Here is a 19,310-nt window from a genome sequence, read left to right as displayed (position 1 = left end):
CCGGGCGCGCCTGGTGGTGTGGTGCCCGGTGGTCAGGGGTCGTCAGGGGTCGGCAGGGGTCGTCGGGGGCGGGCATGGTGCCGGGTCGGCCCCGGCGGGCCCCTGCGGGGTCTCCGGGGCCCGTGCGGACCTTACGGCGGCGGCCAGTTCCCCGGGTCCGGCGGAGTGGTCCACTCTGCTACGGGTACGGGGGCGGCCCGCGCGGACCTCGTCGACGCGGTAGCCGGTGCTCTCGGCGACGACATCGATCCGGTCCCCGGGGGGACGGCCGCAGCCGCGCCCACAGCCGGACCAGTACACCGGAAGCGCGCCCCGGCCCCGGTCACCGGTGGGCGTGAGGGCCACCAGCGCGGTCGCGTCGGCCCGTACATCCGCGAGCGACTTCGCACAGCCCGGCCGTCCGGCACAGGCACCCACGCCCCACCAGGGCGAATCGGCTCCGGTGACCAGCCCGGTGGCGGCGAGCGCGGCGAGCCGGTCCGCCGCCCGGCCGGCGGCGACGGCGGGGACGACGATGCCGCGCCAGGGCGTGAGCCGCAGCTCGCCCCGGCCGTCGGCACGGGCGCAGTCGGTCAGCGCCCGCCACTGCGCGCCGGTGAGCAGGCCCAGCGGGGCCCGTACGGAGAGCGCGACCCGGCCGGGGTCGGGACCGGGCACCACGCCGGGCGGCGGACCGTCGGCGGGATCGGGGACGACAGCGGGCGCGGGCACCTCGTGCGCCTCCGCGCCCAGGGCCGCCAGCCGCAGGGCGACCTCCCGGAGCAGCGCGTCCTCCTGGCCGCCCAGGTCGGCGACGCGCCAGAGACCGCGTGCCGCGGCATCCCGTACCGCAGCACCCCGTACCGGAACCTCCCGTACCGGAGCACCCGGGAGCGCGGCGTCCCGTACCGGAGCACCCGGGAGCGCAGCACCCTGTACCGGAGCACCCGGGAGCGCGACCTCCCGTACCGCCGCCAGGAAGACCTCCGCCGCCGTCACCGCCGCCCGCGCGGCCCGCTCCCCCCGGATCCGCAGCGCACCGCCCCCGCCCCCCAGCCGCAGCAGCGCCCAGCCGTCCTCCACCGCCGCCGTGACCGTCACATCCGCGCCGAGCGCCCCCACATCGCCCCGCCCGTCGTCCAGCGCGAAGAGGAAGCGGCCGGAGAGGGCGCCCACCGCGCCCCCGGCGCAGAGCAGCCCGTCCAGCTCCCGCAGCCAGGGCCCGACATCCGCCCGGCCCCGGCCGTCCAGCCCCGACAGCGGCGAGGCGACCACATTGCGGATCCGCTCATGACGGGGCGACGGCAACAGCCCCGCCCCGTCGAGGAGCCGCGCCAGCGTGGCGCCGCAGCCGTCGCGCATCCCGCGCAGCTGGACATTGCCCCGGGAGGTGAGATGCAGCACTCCGTCGCCCAGCTCCCCGGCCGCCCGGGCCAGGGCATCCGCCCCGGCCGCGTCCAGCACCCCGCCGGGCAGCCGGATCCGGGCCAGCGCCCCGTCGTCCGCCCGGTGCAGCCGCAGCGCCCCGGGGCAGGCGTCACCGCCGTCCCGGACCGGGTCATCGCCCGCACCCCGGTCCAAAAGCGGCGCGTCTGGGCTGGTGAAAGGCGTGGCCCCGGTCGTGGACATGGCGGCGAGCATACCCATGGCCATTCCGGCACCCGCCCGCATAGCAGCCCAAATGACATATCCCGCAGAAGGGATACGGCCCTTACGATGGGGCCCGGCGGATCACCCGGTCCGCCATCGCCGGCGACGGCACAAGGGGAGGAAGCCCGGTGTGACTCCGGCGCGGTCCCGCCACTGTGAGCTTGGCCCCCGGGCCCGGCGAGTCAGGAACTCCCGCCGTCCGACACCGCCCGGGGCGCGGAAACCCCGAGGAAGGCCAGACGCCGCATGCATCAGTCGTCCGCGGACGCCCCCCGTCCCCACGAGATCCTGCTCCTCTCGACCTCCGACACCGATCTGCTGAGCGCCCGCGCCGCCGACGGCCCGGTCGCCTACCGCTTCGCCAACCCCTCGCGGCTCTCCCTCGACGACCTCCCCGGACTGCTGGACGGTGCCGTCCTGGTCGTCGTCCGCCTCCTCGGCGGGGTCAGGGCCTGGCAGGAGGGGCTGGACCTGCTGATCGGGAGCGGGCGGCCCGTGGTGGTGCTCACCGGGGAACAGGCCCCCGACGCCCAGCTGATGGAGGCGTCCACCGTCCCCGTCGGCATCGCCGCCGAGGCACACGCCTATCTCGCCCACGGCGGACCGGCCAATCTGGAGCAGCTCGCCCGCTTCCTCTCCGACACGGTGCTGCTCACCGGCCATGGCTTCGAACCCCCGGCCCCGGCGCCGACCTGGGGACCGCTGGAGCGCCCCGAGGCCGCTCCCGCGCCCGAGGGCACCCCCGTGATCGCGGTGCTCTACTACCGCGCCCACCACATGAGCGGGAACACCGCCTTCATCCACACCCTGTGCGACGAGATCGAGCGCAAGGGAGCCACGGCCCTTCCGCTCTATGTCGCCTCCCTCCGCGCCCCCGAGCCGGAGCTGATCGACGCCCTGCGCCCCGCCGACGCCATCGTCACCACGGTCCTCGCGGCGGGCGGCACCCGCCCCGCCGACGCCTCCGCCGGCGGCGACGACGACTCCTGGGACGCGGGCGCCCTCACCGGCCTCGATGTCCCCGTCCTCCAGGCGCTCTGCCTCACCGGCTCGCGTTCCACCTGGGAGGAGAACGACGAGGGCGTCTCCCCGCTCGACGCCGCCAGCCAGATCGCGGTACCGGAGTTCGACGGCCGGCTGATCACCGTCCCGTTCTCCTTCAAGGAGATCGACCGGGACGGGCTGCCCGCCTATGTCGCCGACCCCGAGCGGGCCGCCCGGGTCGCCGGGATCGCCGTCCGCCACGCCCGGCTGCGCCATGTCCCCGCCGCCGAGAAGCGCCTCGCCCTGGTGCTCTCCGCGTACCCCACCAAGCACTCCCGTATCGGCAACGCGGTCGGCCTCGACACCCCCGCCAGCGCCGTCGCCCTGCTGCGCCGACTGCTGGCGGAGGGATACGACTTCGGGCCCGGCGAGGAGATCCCCGGCCTGGTCTCCGGCGACGGCGACGAACTGATCCGCGCCCTGATCGACGCCGGCGGCCATGACCAGGAGTGGCTGACCGAGGAGCAGCTCGCGGCCAACCCGGTCCGGATCCCCGCCGCCGACTACCGGCGCTGGTACGGGGAACTCCCCGCGCAGCTGCGGGAACAGGTCGAGGAGCACTGGGGCCCGCCGCCCGGCGAGATGTTCGTGGACCGCAGCGCCAACCCCGAGGGCGATATCGTCCTCGCCGCGCTGCGCCGGGGCAATCTGCTGATCCTCATCCAGCCGCCGCGCGGCTTCGGCGAGAACCCGATCGCGATCTACCACGACCCCGATCTGCCGCCCTCGCACCACTATCTGGCCGCCTACCGCTGGATAGCGGCGGCGCGCGAGGACGGCGGCTTCGGCGCCGACGCCATGATCCACCTTGGCAAGCACGGCAATCTGGAGTGGCTGCCGGGGAAGAACGCCGGGCTCTCCGCCGCCTGCGGCCCCGACGCCGCCCTCGGCGACCTCCCCCTGGTCTACCCGTTCCTGGTGAACGACCCGGGCGAGGGCACCCAGGCCAAGCGCCGGACGCACGCCACGCTCGTGGACCATCTGGTGCCGCCAATGGCGCGCGCCGACTCGTACGGGGACATCGCCCGTCTGGAACAGCTTCTGGACGAGTACGCCCAGATCTCCTCCATGGACCCGGCGAAGCTGCCCGCGATCCGGGCGCAGATCTGGACCCTCATCCAGGCGGCCAGGCTCGACCACGACCTCGGTCTGGAGAACCGGCCCGAGGACGACGGCTTCGACGACTTCCTCCTCCATGTCGACGGCTGGCTCTGCGAGATCAAGGACGCCCAGATCCGCGACGGCCTCCATGTGCTGGGCGGCGCCCCGCAGGGCGGGGACCGGGTCAATCTGATCCTGGCGATCCTGCGCGCCCGCCAGATCTGGGGCGGTACGACCGCACTCCCGGGGCTGCGCGAGGCGCTGGGCCTGGACGAGTCCGCCGCCACCCGGACCACGGCGGACGAGGCCGAGGAGCGGGCGCGCGCCCTGGTGCAGACGATGGACGACGCCGGCTGGGAGCTGACGGCGATCCCCGCCGAGGTGAACGACGAGGTCCGGGCGGTCCTGGAGTTCGCCGCCCGGGAGGTCGTCCCGCGCCTCGCCGCCACCACCGCCGAGCTGGACCATACGGTCCACGCCCTGAACGGCGGCTTCGTCCCGGCCGGCCCCTCCGGCTCACCGCTGCGCGGACTGGTCAACGTCCTGCCGACCGGCCGCAACTTCTACTCGGTCGACCCCAAGGCCGTGCCCTCCCGGCTCGCCTGGGAGACCGGCCAGGCCCTCGCCGAGTCCCTGCTCACCCGCTACCGCGAGGACAACGGCTCCTGGCCCACCTCGGTCGGGCTCTCCCTCTGGGGTACGAGCGCGATGCGCACGGCGGGCGACGATGTGGCCGAGGCACTGGCGCTGCTGGGCGTCCGTCCGGTATGGGACGACGCCTCCCGCCGGGTCACCGGCCTGGAGCCGGTGCCCCTCGCCGAACTGGGCCGCCCCCGGGTCGATGTGACCCTGCGGATCTCCGGCTTCTTCCGCGACGCCTTCCCGCACACCATCGGCCTGCTGGACGACGCCGTACGCCTCGCCGCCTCCCTGGACGAGCCCGCCGAGGACAACCACGTACGCGCCCACACCCAGGCCGACCTGGCCGTGCACGGCGACGAACGCCGCGCCACCACCCGTATCTTCGGCTCCCGCCCCGGCACCTACGGCGCCGGACTGCTCCAGCTGATCGACTCCCGCGACTGGCGCACCGACGCGGACCTCGCCGAGGTCTACACGGTCTGGGGCGGCTACGCGTACGGCCGTGAACTGGACGGCCGGCCCGCGCGCGATGAGATGGAGACGGCGTACAAGCGGATCGCGGTGGCGGCGAAGAACACCGACACCCGTGAGCACGACATCGCCGACTCGGACGACTACTTCCAGTACCACGGCGGCATGGTGGCCACCGTCCGCGCCCTGCGCGGCACCGCCCCGGAGGCGTACATCGGCGACTCCACCCGCCCGGAGACCGTCCGCACCCGCACCCTGGTCGAGGAGACCTCCCGGGTCTTCCGCGCCCGTGTCGTCAACCCCAAGTGGATCGAGGCGATGCGCCGCCACGGCTACAAGGGCGCCTTCGAGCTGGCCGCCACCGTGGACTACCTCTTCGGGTACGACGCCACCACCGGTGTCGTCGCCGACTGGATGTACGACAAGCTGACCGAGGCCTACGTCCTGGACCCGGAGAACCGCGCCTTCCTGGAACAGGCCAACCCCTGGGCCCTCCACGGCATCGCCGAACGCCTCCTGGAGGCCGAGTCCCGCGGCCTGTGGTCCAAGCCGGACCCGGCGGTCCTGGCCGCCCTCCGCGAGGTCTACCTGGAGACCGAGGGCAATCTGGAGGGCGAGGACTGATCTGCCGGTTGCCCCTGCCCTGTACCGGGCAGGGGCAACCGGCGCGTGTCACTACCTGTTACTCCCTGTCGGGGGTGGCCGCGCCGAAGTTCATGGTGAAGGTGAGGCCGGAGAACTCCTGGCCCTGGACCATCGTGCCCGTCTGGGTGCCGACGCTGTTGTTCACCGTGACAGTCGCCGATCCGGCCTGTGTCCGCTGCCACCACTCGTCGAGCAGGACGCGGAACTCCCCGTCCAGGGCGGCCCGTACACCGAGCGCCGTGGCCAGCGCCTGGGCGCGCACCGGGTCGACGGGGTCGTGCTCCAGCGCGGCGATCTCCTGCTCACCGGAGCTGACCTGGGGCGTCCCGCCCTCTTCCGCTCCCTGCGCCGGGCTTCCCCCGAAGGGGCGCCGCACCAGCGTGGTGAGCCCCTGCCACGCCTGACGCCCGGCCTCGCCGCTGAGACCGCCGGCCAGTGCGGCGAGAGCCGCTGCGGTGATCGGGTCCATGCCGGTGCTCCCTCGATCTCGATCAGTATCGGATCGTCCCACCCTAGGCGCGCTGCCCGGCGCCACGAAGCCGTTCCCGGGTATCCGGCATCCGGTCTCCGGGGTTTCGGTTCCTTACGGGCCCGACCCGGCGACGGCCCGGGAAACACCCCCTCCCGCCGGGTGTTCCAGTACGGTGACCATGGGCCGGAGCGCCCGGGAGGCGGTGGTCGATGAGCGCGCGCGACGGGCGGGAAGACCCGGTGCCGACAGGGATCGCGAACAGCCTTCCCGGCCATGTGGAAGGCCAGCTGGTCCAGGCCGGCATCGTCCACGGCGGTATCACCTTCAACTACCACGAGGGGCCGAAGGGGTCCGGAGACCGCCGCCCGGACCAGGTCCCGAGACCACCGCGCGGCTTCGTCAACCGCGACCGGGTACTGGCCGAGCTGGACGGCTTATTCGGGTACGGCGATGCCGCCGGCTGCCCGATCGGTGTCTTCAGCGGGCTCCCCGGAATCGGCAAGACGGCCGCCGTCTGCCAATGGGCCCACACCAACCAGCGGCGCTTCCCCGGCGGGCAGATCTTTGTCGACTTCGCCGCTCTCCGTGCGGGGGCCGGCGGGGACGTCTCGGAGGCGCTCGCCATCTGCCTGCGTGCCCTGGGCGTGCGGGACCAGTACCTTCCCCCGGGCCTCGCCGACCGTACGGCCCTCTACCGCGACCTGTCGGCCCGGCGCCGGATGCTGGTCGTCCTGGACGATGTGACCCGCCCGGCCCAGGTCACCGCCCTCCTTCCGCAAGGTCTTGGCAGTGCCGTCCTGGCGACCAGCACCTGGCGGCTGGGCGAGCTGGTCCTGGACGGCGCCGCCCTGCTCCCGCTCGGCGCCCTGGACACCGAGAGCGCGCTGGAGCTGCTGTCGGCCCTCTGCGGGCATCGGCGGATCGAGGACGAGGCGGCGGACGCGGCCCGGCTGGTCGAACTCTGCGGCGGTCTGCCGGTGGCCCTGCGGATCTGTGGTGCCCGGCTGCTGACCCAACGCCGCCTGACGATCGGCGCGCTGGTCGCCGAGCTGTCCGACGAACAGAGCCGCCTCAGCCGTATCGCCGTGTCCTCAGCCCACGAGGAGCGCACCGTGTCCGCAGCCCTTGAACTGGCCTACCGCGACCTCCCCGACGCCGCCGCCCGTATGTACCGGATCCTCGGCCGGCTGCCCGGCCTCTGCTTCGACACCGCCGTCGCCGGGGTGGCCGCCGGGCTCCGTTCGGCCGACGAGGCCCAGGCGGCGCTGGACGTCCTGGAAGCCGCCAGCCTGCTGTCCGTCACCGAGGACCGCAGATACACCCTGCACGGCCTGGTCCGGCTCCACGCCCGGGACACCGCCCGGAGCCTCGACCCGCCCGAGGCGGAGCGGGAGACGGTCGGCAGGGTCACCGGGCACTACCTCGCGCTGACGTCGGCGGCGGACCTCGCGGTCCGGGCCGACCGGCTCCGTATCGCCGTACCGGCCGTAGCGGACCCCGCCGCCGTACCGGCCGGACCGGACGCCGCCGGGCCGTTCGCCGGTACGTCCGACCCCGGCCGCTCCGCGATCAGCTGGCTGGAGGCCGAGCGGGCCAATATCCTCGCCGTGCTCCGCGCCGCGTCCGGCTTCGGCCTCGACGGCGCGGTGTGGCGGACGGCCGAGGCGTTCACCGTTCTCTTCCTCCACCACCGGCACCTCGCCGACTGGCGCGAGTCGCTCGAACTGGGCGCCGAGGCGGCACGGCGCGACGGCGACCCGGCCGCCGAGGCACGGCTGCGCAGCCTGTTGTCCCGGCCGCTGCTCGATCTGGGACAGGACGAGCGGGCGAAGGAGGAACTGGACCGGGCCGAGCAGCTCGCCGTGGAGTCGGGACATCCGGTCCTCCAGGCCTCGGTCCAGGAGTTCCTCGGCCGCTACTGGGACCGGCACGACCCGGCCCGCGCGGTGGACGCCTACCGCATGTCACTCGCCCTCAACGCCGAGGCCGGGGAGGCCCGGGGCGAGGCCCTGGCCCGCTACTTCCTGGGCTGCGCGCAGAGTTCGGCCGGCGACCACGCCACCGGCCTGGCCGCCCTCGACCGGGCCGGGGAGGCCTTCCGCGCCCTGGGCGACGAGCGGATGGCGGCACGGGCCCTCGCCGACACCGGCAGGATCCTGGCCCGGCGCGGCGCTCGCGCGGAGGCAGCCGCCGCCCTCACCCGGGCCGCCGACGACCTGCACCGCGGCGGCGCCTCGCACTACGAGGCCCGTGCCCTGGAGGACCTGGCGGACCTGCTGGACGACCCCGAGGCCGTCCGCGGCTGTCTGCGCCGTGCCCTCACGATCTACGAGGAGGGCGGCAGCCCCCGGGCGGCGGCGGTCCTGGCCCGGCTCGCCGCCGGCTGATCCCCGACCGGCGATACGGGACCGATCCGCAGCCGCTGCCGACGCGCGCCCTGGACCAGGACCAGGACCATCGTGCCGTCCAGCGGTATGCCGAGGCGCAGACACACATAGACCGCCGCCGCGGCGGTGCCGGGGTCGGGGCCCGGACCGTCGACGGCGCGGATGTGCAGCCGGCGGCCGTCACGCAGCCCGACGACACAGCCGTCCTCCCCGGCCAGCGCGGCGATCCGGGCTCCGGGGAAGTCGGTCAGCAGGGATCCCACCCTGCGGCGTCCCGCCGCGGGAGTGAAGATCTCCGACGCCGAGCTGATGACGGTGGCGCTCTCGGTGAGACGGGTGTCCGGCTCGTCGAGGTCGCAGGCCAGATGCCAGAACGAGGTGTCGTCCTCGGCCCTCTCCCCGGCCAGCGCCGCCGGGAAGCGTTCGACCGCCACCTGGAGCACGCCCTCGGCGCCCCGCACGACGGAGGTGCGCACCATCAGCGACCGGGCCCCGGTGGTGCGGGGGAGCGGGATCGGGAAGGCACGCGGACCACGGCCCGGGTGGTGGGACGGAGCGAGGCCGAGCAGACCGTAGACCAGTTCGCGCAGCCGGGGCAGGGCTTCCCCGGGCTCCGCGAAGGCACCCGCGGTGACCTCGGCGAACCGGTCCGCCCGGTGCCCCGCCATCGCCGCCGCCAGCTGCTCCGGCAGCGGCCGGCCCGCCTCCAGCCGCCCCGCCGCCGTGCGCAGTGCGTACCCGGCCGTACCGGGAACGGCCTCCGACCCGAACGCGCCGAGCAGGAGGGGGCGCCCGAGTGCCGCGCCGTAGAGCGTCACCGACCCGTGATCGCCGATGACCAGGTCCGAGGCGACCAGGGCCTGTTGCCAGCCGTCCGTGGGGTCGACGGCGATCAGCCCGGCCTCCAGGGCGCTTCGCTGCATGACCCGGATCTGCCAGGCACCGTGCCCGGACCAGACGTTCGGGTGCAGGACCAGAGCCACCCGGAACTCATCGGCCGGGAGCTGGGCCAGCAGCTCCGCCGGAAGCCCCGGCCACGATCCGGCCAGCGACTCCTGACCCCATGTCGAGCTGACCAGGACCAGCCGCTGACCGGGAAGCAACCCCAGGGCCGCCCGGTAGCGCTCCCGCCACCGGGCACTGGCCCGAAGCCGGTCGAGGCAGGGATCCCCGACCAGTACGGTCCTCCCGGCCGTACCGGGATGGGCGGCCGCCAGCTGGGCCTCCTGGTCGGGATGGGACACCGCCAGCCAGGCGCGCCCGGCCGCCAGCAGATCGCCGTGGACCAGCCCGGAGAGCCGTGTGCCGGCCCCGGCGGAGTCGGGGACCTGCTTCTGGAACCCGACCCCGTGCGGAAGCACCACCACCGGGTAGTCGCCGGGCGGCACCGTGACATTCTCCGAGGCCGAGATCAGCAGGTCGGGCGAGATCTCCGGGAGCTGGGGCCACGGCAGCGTACGGCAGCCCAGCGACCGGAGCAGATCGAGCACCCCGTCGTTGAAGGCGGATGTCGGGTCGTACGCGAACACCACGGTGATCCGCGGATCGTCGTGCACGATCTCGGGCACCACATCCAGCACCCGCACCAGCGAGGTCACCGTCCGCGCGGCGACCACCAGCGTCCGCTCACCGCCGAAGGTCCGCCAGCGCGCGGCGTCGGGTCCTACGGGAACGAGAATGCGCTCGTCGGGCTCCATCACGTACCTCCGCCCGAGGGCAGGATCGCACACAACCCGCCCGGACGACTCCCCGGCTCCCGGCTCCCGGCTCCCGGCTCCCGGCTCCCGGCTCCCGGCTCCCGGCTCCTGGCTCCCGGCTCAATTTCGTTAGCGCATATGTGGACGCTGGGCAACCGTTCCACCGATTTCCCTCCCCGGAAGGCCGACCGCCGGCTCGGTCCCCGCCGGCTTCGCTGCTGGGCGACATGGCTGACCGAGCCAACCACACGCGGTTCCGCCAGGAGACCGACGCGGTGTGTCCCGCAGGCGGTCACGCACAACGCATCAGGGCCGGTGACTCAAATGAGTCACCGGCCCTGATCTACTACTCAGCTGTCGGGGTGGCGGGATTTGAACCCACGACCTCTTCGTCCCGAATGAGGTTCGGGCGCTGGCCTGGCCTGCGAGGATTGCATTTGTGCAGGTCAGGTCCACTGTGCCCGTTGGTTTCGCGGGGCCTGCGGTGGGTTGAGAGAGCGTATCGGCTCCCAAGCGGCTCCCGCTCCTGGAGTGCTAGCGCGCAGTCGGGTGCTGTCTGACCAGGGCTCGTGAGAGAGGTCCTGCGACTTCCTTGGCCCCGGTGCTCAGAGCAGCCAGTGTGACGGACTCATCGGCTTCGGTTCGAAGGGCGAAGTTCGAGGGGTGGGACAGCCGGGCACTACGCCGCGACTGGTGGGGATCGAACCTGTCGACACTGGTCAGTGCGCTGCACGACACGCCCGCCGCGACGACGATCCGATCTTGCTGGACGATGTTCAACGCACCGATGAACTTCAACAGGTCAGTGATCTGCTGAGGCAGGGCCTCGGGGTCCAGAATCGAGCCCAAGCCGTCCTTGGGGAGCGTGGCTCGGGTGGAGATTTGGCCTGTCTTGTAGAGACGTACTTCCGCGAGTTCGCCAGGTTGTGGCGCATCCCATGATCGGGGCCGCCCGGACGGGACGCTTACTGCTACGTGATCTCGGGACCTGGAGGGCGACAGGGCAACGTCGCCCCGGACCAGTCCGGCGGTTCGGATCCGGTCCACCAGCGATGTGCTGAGCTGTTCCAGCTCGCGATCCGAGTGGCCGACGAAGTTCAGGGGCAGGACGTGAAGCTCCAGCAGGGGAACATCGTTGCCGGCCAACGGATTCATACTCGTGTCGTCGATGGTCCAGCGCAGTTCAGGAGGCTCCGCCAGCCTGGCAAAGGACAGAGGAGATGTGCCAGCCTCCAGCTCTTTGATCTTCTGTACGACCTTGGTCTGAAGCTCCGAGGTGGTCTCGAAGGAATCGCGGAACACCCCAGTGGCGTAGGCTTGTACGATCCGTGTGAAATCGACCTGAGCGGGCTCGAATTCTACCTGCAGCTTGCGGTAGACCAGCCGAGGTATGCCTGCTGCTTGAGCGGCCACCCATTCGTCGTGAGTTGCGGACTGTCCTGTTTCGTGAAAGATGTGGCCGTACTTCGGGCCTAGCAGGAAGAGGCAGACATCCGCAGATGCCAACGCTTCCAGGCAGGCCTCCCGACTGGGTGTGGTCTGTGCGGAGAAGTCCTCGAATCGCACAGGCGTATGCCCCAATGCGCTGATCAGGCCAGGTAGGGAGTCGCGCTCCTCGTCGAGTCCTCTGCGGACACTACTGATGAAGATCCTCACGCTACGGTGTCTCCAGTGCTGACGTTCGCTTCTTGGGCGAACTGGACGGTTGACATAGTGGGCGGAGATGGGGAGTTTTTGCATGGCCGAGATGTCGGAAGAGGCGATACGTTCCTATTGGAAGGAACACCGGGAGCAGTTACGGCAATGCGAAACTCAGCGCTCCACGCTGACGAATCTACTGATCGTTGTCACGGCGGCCTTGAGTGCGCTGATCGTCCAGCAAAAGTTCACACTGAACGTCATGCCTCTGTGCTTCTTTGTCGTTCTGGCTGGCGCGTACGGCGCTGTGGCCGTTTCCAAGTACTATGAGCGGGCTTCCTATCACCTCTTCCAGGCTCGGGCCTTGACCAGAACCTTGGTGGAGCAGGGAGTGTTGGGCTCCGACGAAGAACTCATTCGGGCACGCGTGGAGCATTACCGAAGATTTCCACGGATGCATCGTGTTCGGCTTCACCGGCTCTGGGTGTACCTACATCTTGCCATCGTCCTCTACGGGCTGTCGCTTCTTTTTCTGTGCATCATCGTTGCCTGATGGCATACAAGTTTTCTGCGGTGAGGGCGTTGGTGATGACGTCTGAGAACCCCCGGTCTGGCACGGTAGGTTAAGACGTGGAAAGGCATGGCGATGGCAACTGGCCATCCTGCGGAGAATGCAATGTCGTTCCTGCAGGCCGCCCGATGCCAGTCCGAATACACGGAGAAATCAGGCCAGCGACCTTCTTACTGCCTCGGCCAACGTGGTCGCTCGTATGTCGTCGGGGCCCCCGATGATGTGGTTCATGACGTAGCCGAACGCGATGCCGCGCTTCGGGTCGGCGAAGCCGAGTGAGCCACCGCGCCCCGTGTGGCCGAAGGCACTCGGCCCGGTCATGGGGATGGTCGTGGTGGGCAGCATGTATCCGGTGCTGAACCGACTGGGCGCCAGCATCACCCGGTCCTGCCCGCTGGCCTGCTCCTCGGTTGCCGAAGCCAGCGTCTCTGGGGTGAGCAGGCGTACCCCGTCCACCTCACCGATCAGCGCGGCGTACATGCGTGCCAGCGCGTGCGCGGTGCCGATTCCGTTGGACGAGGGGAGTTCCGCGGCCTGAACCTCGGGGGAGTCGAAGTCGATGTTCGCCGGGTCGGTGACCGCGAACGCCCTGTTGCTGAGCGAGTTCGGGTCGCGCCAGGCGGCGACGAGGTCACGGAGGTCCTCGGGGACCGACTCCTCGGGCACGGTGGTGAGGTCGACGTCCGGCTTCCGGTACACCATGCGGCTGACCCGGTCGCGTTCACCGGCTGGCAGTCCGATGAAGAAGTCGAGCCCGAGTGGTGCGGCGATCTCCTCGGCGAAGAAGCGGCCCGGCGTACGGCCGGACACACGGCGGATCACTTCGCCGACCAGCCAGCCCCAGGTCCGGCCGTGGTACCCGTGCGCCGTTCCCGGAGTCCACTGCGGGTGCTGGGCAGCCAGAGCTGCCGTCATGGGGTGCCAGGCCAGTGCCTCGTCCAGCGGTACCGGCTGGTCAAGGGCGACCAGACCGGCCTGGTGGGACAGCAGCCAGCGCACCGGGATCTCCGCCTTGCCGTTCGCGGCGAACTCCGGCCAGTACTCGGCCACCGGGGCGTCCAGGTCCAGCGCGCCGCGCTGGGCGAGCAGATGCGCCACCGTGGCGGTCGCTCCCTTGGTCGCCGAGTAGACGAGTTGAAGGGTGCCCCGTTCCCACGGGCGGCCGGTGTCCGGATCGGCGACCCCGGCCCACAGGTCCACCACGGGGCGGCCATCCTGGTAGACGCAGACCGCCGCGCCGATGTCCTCGCGCCGGGCGAAGTTCTCCGCGAACGCCTCCCGTACTGGCTCGAACCCTTCCGCGACCTCACCGTTGATCACCGTCATGCCGCCCATCCTGGCACTCTCGGACGCTCACTCCGAGGGTCAGTTTTTGAGCAGCGACGATCAGGCCGCCACGGGTACCGCCTGGAGGCGCTCGCGGAATTCCCGTACGGACGAGACGGCCCGATGGGGTTCGAGCTGCAAGGAGAACTCCTTCAACCGGTCCAATGCCCGCACCGAGCTGACCTTGTCCTCCAGAAGCGCGGCACCGTAGTTCGCGGCGTCCAGTGCCCCGTCCAGATCGCCACCCGCCAGCCGGGCCTCGGCCAGTCGGCTGGAACGGACGGCCTTGTCCCGGGGCGCCGCCCGCTCGACAGAGGTCACCAGCGAACGCGTCGCTCGCTCCACATGCCCCGCGCGGAGCAGCACCTTGCCCTCTGTCGACTTCACCTGCGCCTCGCCGAACCAGTCGAGCCAGTCCGGCGCGTCCCCCGCCGTCTGGCGCTCCCAGAGGGCAGCGGCGCGGTTGAGGGCTGTGCCAGCCCTCTGGTGATCGCCGTCGCGTGACAGCGCCTCGGCCTTGTGCAGGTAGAGAAAGCACTGCGCGGAGGGTGACAGGGTGCGGGGAGCGTTGTCGATGCCGGTCGAAATCAGGTCGACCCGCTCAGCCGTGCGTCCGGCTTCGGAGACGTGGACGCCCATCTCCGCCAGGATGAAGGCACCGAAGGCGTCGTCCCCGCCGGTACGGGCGCTGCGAAGCGCCCCGACGTAATACCGCTGGCCCGCGGACCGCAGCCCCGCGTCGTACGCCATCCAGCCTGTCAGATGCGAGGTCCGGGCGGCCAGCGCGTACAGGCGGAACCGGATGTCGTCCGTGTACCGGCCGCCGCTGAGCAGGCCCGTGACCAGGGAAAGATCGCCTCGGGCCTGTTCCAGGAGCCGGGCACCTCCCAACTGATCATCGAGGGTGCGAAGTGTGCTGACGCGCTGCTCGATCGTCGAGACCATCACGTCGGTGACACGGTCGCCGTTGATCGCCGAGGCGAACGCGGACGGTGCCTCGACCCAGCTCGACGCCAGTCCGGTCAGGGTGGCGCCGGTGATGGTGAGAAAGCCTCGTCGATCCAACCGTCCACTCCCCACGAGATCGGCCAGCGCCTCGACGGTGCCGGCCTCGGTCCACGGCGCGGTGAGTCCCGTCACCTCCCAGACGGGAAGCCAGCGAGGCCAGCCCTCCGCCCGCGCCCGTTCGTACGGAACGGACAGCAGGTCGCTGAGCACGCGCTGAGCGTCCGCATCCGGTTCCTGGCCCTGCTCCCACTTCCAGACGGTGGTGCGATTCGTCGCCAGGGGGATGCCGAGCAGCTTCCCACGCGCCTGCATGAGGCGGGCGAACTCGGCCTTACCCCATCCCCGCGACTGACGGACGAAGGTCAAAGGGTGGACAGCTAAGGGCTCACCGGGCACGTCATCACTCCTGTCGTATCCCAACAGGGCGGCCGGGCACTGCATTCCACCCCTACGTACGAGGGTGGCGTCCCCTGGAGAAACCCCCCAGAAACGTTCCGCACCCGTGGGGCCCGGCCGTTGACTGGACCTCAGTTGTCCTCGGGCCGGGCTCGCGCCTTCGCCCCTGGACGGACATCAGATCGACGGCTTCGTTCGCGTTCCTGTCCTGGCGGAGTCGCCTTCCAACTCTGTGGAGGCATCCCATCATGTCCTCGCTCGTCACCCGTCTCGTCCTCGTGGGCAGGGAAGAGGAGGTCTCCATGGCCCGGCGCTCGGTCGTGGAGCGGGTCCGCGCGTGGGGCTTCATGGACGAAGAGACGGCCGAGACGATCCGCCTCATCATCTCTGAACTGGTCAGCAACGCCGTGGTCCATGGTGAGGGACTTGTCACGATCACCGTTCTCGGGCGCCCCAGCGGCCTGCTGATCGACGTGCGGGACGGCAACCGCGAGGCTCCCCGGACAGGGAGCTTCGGTACTGAGAACGAGCATGGCCGGGGCCTGGCCCTGGTGGACGCCCTTGCGACGCAGTCGGGATGGGAGCCGCTCGGGCGTGGCAAGCGGGTCTGGGCCGAGGTCGCACTCCCAAGGGTGAGATCGGTCGGTTCTCGGACGCCGTGTGAGCAACCACTTCGCCCGGCCGTCTGATGTATCCGCTTCGCCCGTCGCCTCTTCCCGACCCGGACGTCGTCTTCCGGCCCACGCGCCGAGACATTGACCCGAGCACGGGGGAGCCCACCGCCCACGCCCTGTGGGACCGCCACGAGTGGCAGCCGTACGGCGAGTGCTGGCTGTGGTGCGGACGGCAGAACGTCGAGGTGACGTGGATCGGCCCGGTCCGGTCCAGCGGAATGCACGCGTCCCTATACGCCTGCCGGGCCTGTCTGTACGAGCTTGATCAGCGGGTCCTGGACGCCAACATCCGCTGGGACGCCCGCACCGCACGCTGACGCCGTGACGAGGTCTCCGAACCTCCGGCTACCCGTGCCCTACGTCATCCGCACCCAGCACCAACAGGGGTGCGGCCCCCAACCTCCACCGGAATGCCGGCGGGAGGAACCCAAGAGGAAGGAGAACAACGAGGTGGCAGAGAACACGACACCGTCGCCGGCCCGGAACGGCCTCCTGGTGGCGGTCGAGGAGCTGACCTCCGTCCACGACCGGTACGACAGCCTCCGGTCGGACAACGCCGGCAGCTCCGGCGACTCCCCGTGGCCCGGAGGCGACGGCAACCTGCACGACAGCGAGTAGCGGGCGGCGGTGGGGTCCGTGGTTCTGCCTGCGGACCCCACCGTTCCCCATCAGCCGATCTCATGAGGAGGAATTGATGGAACACCGGTTGATCAGCGCCATCGAGACGGCACTCGAATGGAACGGTGCGGGCGAACTCGGCAAGGACTTCGCGCGGGGAAGCATCGACGACCCGGGCCTCATCTCGCGCGTACTCACCCCGAACCGCCTGCTCGACATGGTCATGCGCCGGAGCATGAACCGTCCGCAGTTCCGGGTCTTCCAGGAGAGCAAGGAAGTGCACCCGGCCGTCTACTTCACCGACAGTGTCAGCCCTCGGGGTCAGAGCATCCCCATGGTGAACATGCACAGCCTCGGCCGGCTGCTGGGGGAGGGGGCCACGGTGATCCTCGACCAGGCGAACGTCTTCGATCCGACGATGGAGGTCGCCTGCCGGGCGCTCCAGTGGTGGTCGCACGAGCGCGTCCAGGTCAATGCGTATCTGACGACGAACGAGGCGTCGGGCTTCCCGCTGCACTGGGACGACCACGACGTGGTGATCGTCCAGCTGGCGGGCGAGAAGGGCTGGGAAGTTCGCGGCACCTCCCGGTCTGTTCCCCTGTACCGGGACGCCGATCCCAACGACACCCCGAGCGAAGAGATCATCTGGTCAGGGGTGCTGAAAGCTGGCGACGTGATGCACATCCCCCGTGGTCACTGGCACCAGGCGACCCGTAACGGCCACGGGTCGGGGAAGAGCCTCCACGTCACGTTCGGGATTACCAAGCGCACCGGCGCGAGCTGGCTGGCGTGGTTGGGCGACTGGTGCCGCGAGAAGGAGATCTTCCGTCACGACCTGGACCGTCGTGACGGAGAGGCGTTCCACGCCCTGACGGAGGTCGCCACCCAGCTGGTCGCCGAGCGCTCGCCGGCCGACTTCCTGGCTGCGTACGAGCAGGCGATGCCGCTTCCCCGGCAGGTCCCCTTCCTGGACGTCTTCGGATCACTCGACGCCGTGGTCTGCACCACCCACTTCCCTCCGCGCATCGAGGAGAACGGCGAGACCGTCGACGTCCTGGCCTCGGGGAAGAAGCTGACCCTCCTGGCCAAGGCACTGCCCTCGCTGCGGCTGCTGTTGAGCGGGAGGCCCGTGCCGCTGGACCGGGCGGTCTCCGTCGTCGGGTCCGAAGCGGTGGAGGTCGCCGAGATCCTGGTGAAGGAGGAGCTGTGCGCGGTGCTCACCCCCGAGTTGTCCTCGGGCTACACCGGTCTCGTCACGAGCGCCGCCTCCTGACCGGAGCGCTGGATCTCGGCGTCACCTCGATCGACACGAGCGCCAACTACCTCGGTTTCCGCTCCCACACCGTCCTGGCGCGGACGGCCGGCGACCTCCTGCCCAGGCTCATGGTCTCCACGAAGGTGGGCTACTTCCCCGGACGGGAACGGGCCGAGCACTCCCTGGACCCCGGGCGGCTTTACGAGGCCGTGGAACACGCCGCCCGGGATCTTGGGCGGGAGCCCGACCTGGTGTTCTTGCACAACCCGGAGCACTCCCTCGGTGACGCCTCCGCCCATGGTCGGGACACGCTGGCACAGGCGTGTGCCGCACTGGACGCCGCGGCATCGAAGGGACTGTGCGGTGCCTGGGGCGTGGCCTCTTGGGATCCGTTCCCGCTGGTCGGCCTGGTCGATCCGACGACGCCGAAGCCATCGGTCCTCATGGCGCGAGCTGGGCTGCTGGTCGGTGCCAGAACGCTCGAAGCCGCCGAAGCCCTCGCGGCGGCCTGGGAACTCGACCGCAGTCGGTTGTGGGGCATGAGCCCCTTCGGCGGCAGCACGGGGGACCCGGTATGGGATCGGATCGACCCCCGGATCTTCCTTCGGGGCGGTGACGGATTCTCCCGTGTCCAGGCGGCTTTTCGGGCCTCATACTGCCTCCCCGGTGTCGGGACCATGGCCGTGGGCACGGACGATCCGGCTCATCTGGGAGAACTGCTCGACGCCCTGGCTGCCGAGCCCGATGAGCGGACGATCCACGAGTACCGCACCCTCCTCTGGGAGCGGTTGATGGGTCAGCCGGCCTGAAGCTCCGCGATGACCTGCCGTGCCCTGTGCCGGGCGGGTTCGATCCGAGGGTCCTCCGGGTGCGCGTCCGGTCCAAGGATCTTCGCGCACACGAAGAGCGTCATCAGCTTGCCGTCCCGGCTCCCGAAGTCGTGCCTCCGCTCGCGCCGTACCCGGCCGGCCAGAGCCGGGACGGCGAGCGAGGCGGCCCAGAGAGTCGCGGAGTCGAGGCCCCGGGGGGCGGTTCCCCAGTCCTCCCAGTCGAAGAGGGAGAAGGTCGGCGCGCTCATGTTGGCCCAGTTCAGGTCGGCGTGAGCCGGAACCCACCGCTCGACGGTCGTGTCGGTCACCTCGGGGAACACGCCCCGGATCGACTCGCCGACCAGCTCCTGCGTGATCGTGACGGTGTCCGGAGTGGCCACGCGCCCGGTCGTGTTCCGCGCGAGCGCGTCCAGGGAAGCCCCGAAAGCCCGCCACCACTCATCCGACAGGGCAGGCTCCTCGCCCAGTACGGCGGTCCCGATCGGCACGCCGGGAAGAAGGTCGGTCTCGTCGGCCCGCCACATCACCGGCTCGTCCGCGTCCCGCCAGACCACACACCCCCGCCACGCGGGCTGGGCGACGCCCTCAAGGCGCGCTGCGCTCTCCGTACCGTTCCACCCCTGGTCGGTGATTCTGTCGAGCGGCCGACGTTCCACCCGTACCCAGGTGTCGCGGTCGGTCCGTGCGCCGACGGATCGGCGTTTGCGTACCACCGTGCTCGGGTCCAACCGGGTCTGAAGGGACCGCTCGACGCGGTCAAGAACCTTGTCGACCGGCTCGACTCGGAGGTCGACAGAGCGGACAGCGGAGACCGAGTGCGTCATGCGGGGACCGTAGCAGCGGGCCACGGTGCCACGGGGACATCTGAGCCAAGAGGGGCGAGCGGATACCTCATGCCTGCGGCGC

14 protein-coding genes and 1 riboswitch are annotated in these 19,310 nt (G+C 71.0%); of the genes, 7 read left to right on the top strand and 7 right to left on the bottom strand.

Going from position 1 to position 19,310, the window contains the following annotated elements; genetic code table 11:
* Window positions 1–42: 42 nt before the first annotated feature.
* Entirely contained in the window at window positions 43–1,620 is a 1,578-nt protein-coding gene (cobG, locus tag ABT354_RS06020) for a precorrin-3B synthase (protein ID WP_502983348.1), read from the bottom strand.
* A 95-nt stretch (window positions 1,621–1,715) separates the two neighbouring features.
* Window positions 1,716–1,827, top strand: a riboswitch (cobalamin riboswitch).
* A 48-nt stretch (window positions 1,828–1,875) separates the two neighbouring features.
* On the opposite strand from cobG, the gene cobN reads away from it, so the two are divergent.
* Window positions 1,876–5,511, top strand: a complete 3,636-nt coding sequence (gene cobN / locus ABT354_RS06015) for a cobaltochelatase subunit CobN (RefSeq protein ID WP_351489637.1) — start codon at window positions 1,876–1,878, stop codon at window positions 5,509–5,511.
* A 58-nt stretch (window positions 5,512–5,569) separates the two neighbouring features.
* On the opposite strand, the gene ABT354_RS06010 is transcribed toward cobN, so the two are convergent.
* Window positions 5,570–6,001 (bottom strand): hypothetical protein, encoded by a 432-nt coding sequence (locus ABT354_RS06010; RefSeq protein WP_351489635.1) that lies wholly within the window; start codon window positions 5,999–6,001, stop codon window positions 5,570–5,572.
* A gap of 212 nt (window positions 6,002–6,213) precedes the next feature.
* Between ABT354_RS06010 and ABT354_RS06005 the strand changes: the two genes are divergently transcribed.
* Window positions 6,214–8,391 carry an NB-ARC domain-containing protein gene (locus tag ABT354_RS06005; RefSeq protein WP_351489632.1) on the top strand — a complete coding sequence of 726 codons (2,178 nt, stop codon included), beginning with the start codon at window positions 6,214–6,216 and terminating at the stop codon, window positions 8,389–8,391.
* On the opposite strand, the gene ABT354_RS06000 is transcribed toward ABT354_RS06005, so the two are convergent.
* Window positions 8,331–10,088 carry a CDP-glycerol glycerophosphotransferase family protein gene (locus tag ABT354_RS06000; protein ID WP_351489629.1) on the bottom strand — a complete coding sequence of 586 codons (1,758 nt, stop codon included), beginning with the start codon at window positions 10,086–10,088 and terminating at the stop codon, window positions 8,331–8,333. The two genes, ABT354_RS06005 and ABT354_RS06000, sit on opposite strands and share 61 nt — an antisense overlap.
* Before the next feature lie 534 nt (window positions 10,089–10,622).
* A complete protein-coding gene (locus ABT354_RS05995) occupies window positions 10,623–11,744 on the bottom strand; it encodes a DUF4062 domain-containing protein (RefSeq protein ID WP_351489627.1) in 1,122 nt (373 codons plus the stop codon).
* Between the two features lie 82 nt (window positions 11,745–11,826).
* Here ABT354_RS05995 and ABT354_RS05990 point away from each other — a divergent pair, with 82 nt between their 5' ends.
* On the top strand, window positions 11,827–12,279 hold the full coding sequence (locus tag ABT354_RS05990) for a hypothetical protein (protein WP_351489625.1): 453 nt from the start codon (window positions 11,827–11,829) through the stop codon (window positions 12,277–12,279).
* Between the two features lie 171 nt (window positions 12,280–12,450).
* On the opposite strand, the gene ABT354_RS05985 is transcribed toward ABT354_RS05990, so the two are convergent.
* Together ABT354_RS05985 and ABT354_RS05980 are read right to left on the bottom strand one after the other, a co-directional pair.
* Window positions 12,451–13,623, bottom strand: coding sequence for a serine hydrolase domain-containing protein (locus ABT354_RS05985; RefSeq protein WP_351489623.1), 1,173 nt, complete (start codon window positions 13,621–13,623; stop codon window positions 12,451–12,453).
* Window positions 13,624–13,683: 60 nt separating this feature from the next.
* Complete coding sequence (locus ABT354_RS05980; protein WP_502983334.1) at window positions 13,684–15,027, bottom strand: NsdA family TPR-like regulatory protein; 1,344 nt, start codon at window positions 15,025–15,027, stop codon at window positions 13,684–13,686.
* A 248-nt stretch (window positions 15,028–15,275) separates the two neighbouring features.
* Between ABT354_RS05980 and ABT354_RS05975 the strand changes: the two genes are divergently transcribed.
* The 4 genes from ABT354_RS05975 (at window position 15,276) to ABT354_RS05960 (ending at window position 18,383) form a co-directional block, all read left to right on the top strand.
* Complete coding sequence (locus ABT354_RS05975) at window positions 15,276–15,716, top strand: ATP-binding protein (protein WP_351489617.1); 441 nt, start codon at window positions 15,276–15,278, stop codon at window positions 15,714–15,716.
* A gap of 435 nt (window positions 15,717–16,151) precedes the next feature.
* On the top strand, window positions 16,152–16,319 hold the full coding sequence (locus tag ABT354_RS05970) for a hypothetical protein (RefSeq protein WP_351489615.1): 168 nt from the start codon (window positions 16,152–16,154) through the stop codon (window positions 16,317–16,319).
* Window positions 16,320–16,395: 76 nt separating this feature from the next.
* The gene (locus tag ABT354_RS05965; RefSeq protein ID WP_351489613.1) at window positions 16,396–17,592 is read left to right on the top strand and encodes a JmjC domain-containing protein; all 1,197 of its coding nucleotides are present in this window, start codon (window positions 16,396–16,398) and stop codon (window positions 17,590–17,592) included.
* Complete coding sequence (locus tag ABT354_RS05960) at window positions 17,526–18,383, top strand: aldo/keto reductase (RefSeq protein WP_351489611.1); 858 nt, start codon at window positions 17,526–17,528, stop codon at window positions 18,381–18,383. Before ABT354_RS05965 ends, ABT354_RS05960 begins: the two co-directional genes overlap by 67 nt.
* Here the strand turns inward: ABT354_RS05960 and ABT354_RS05955 are convergent.
* Window positions 18,371–19,228, bottom strand: a complete 858-nt coding sequence (locus ABT354_RS05955) for a hypothetical protein (RefSeq protein WP_351489609.1) — start codon at window positions 19,226–19,228, stop codon at window positions 18,371–18,373. The two genes, ABT354_RS05960 and ABT354_RS05955, sit on opposite strands and share 13 nt — an antisense overlap.
* Window positions 19,229–19,310: the final 82 nt, after the last annotated feature.

This window comes from Streptomyces sp. NPDC000594 (genome assembly GCF_040299965.1).
GTDB lineage: Bacteria > Actinomycetota > Actinomycetes > Streptomycetales > Streptomycetaceae > Streptomyces.
This window is presented reverse-complemented; position numbering and strand designations above follow the sequence as displayed.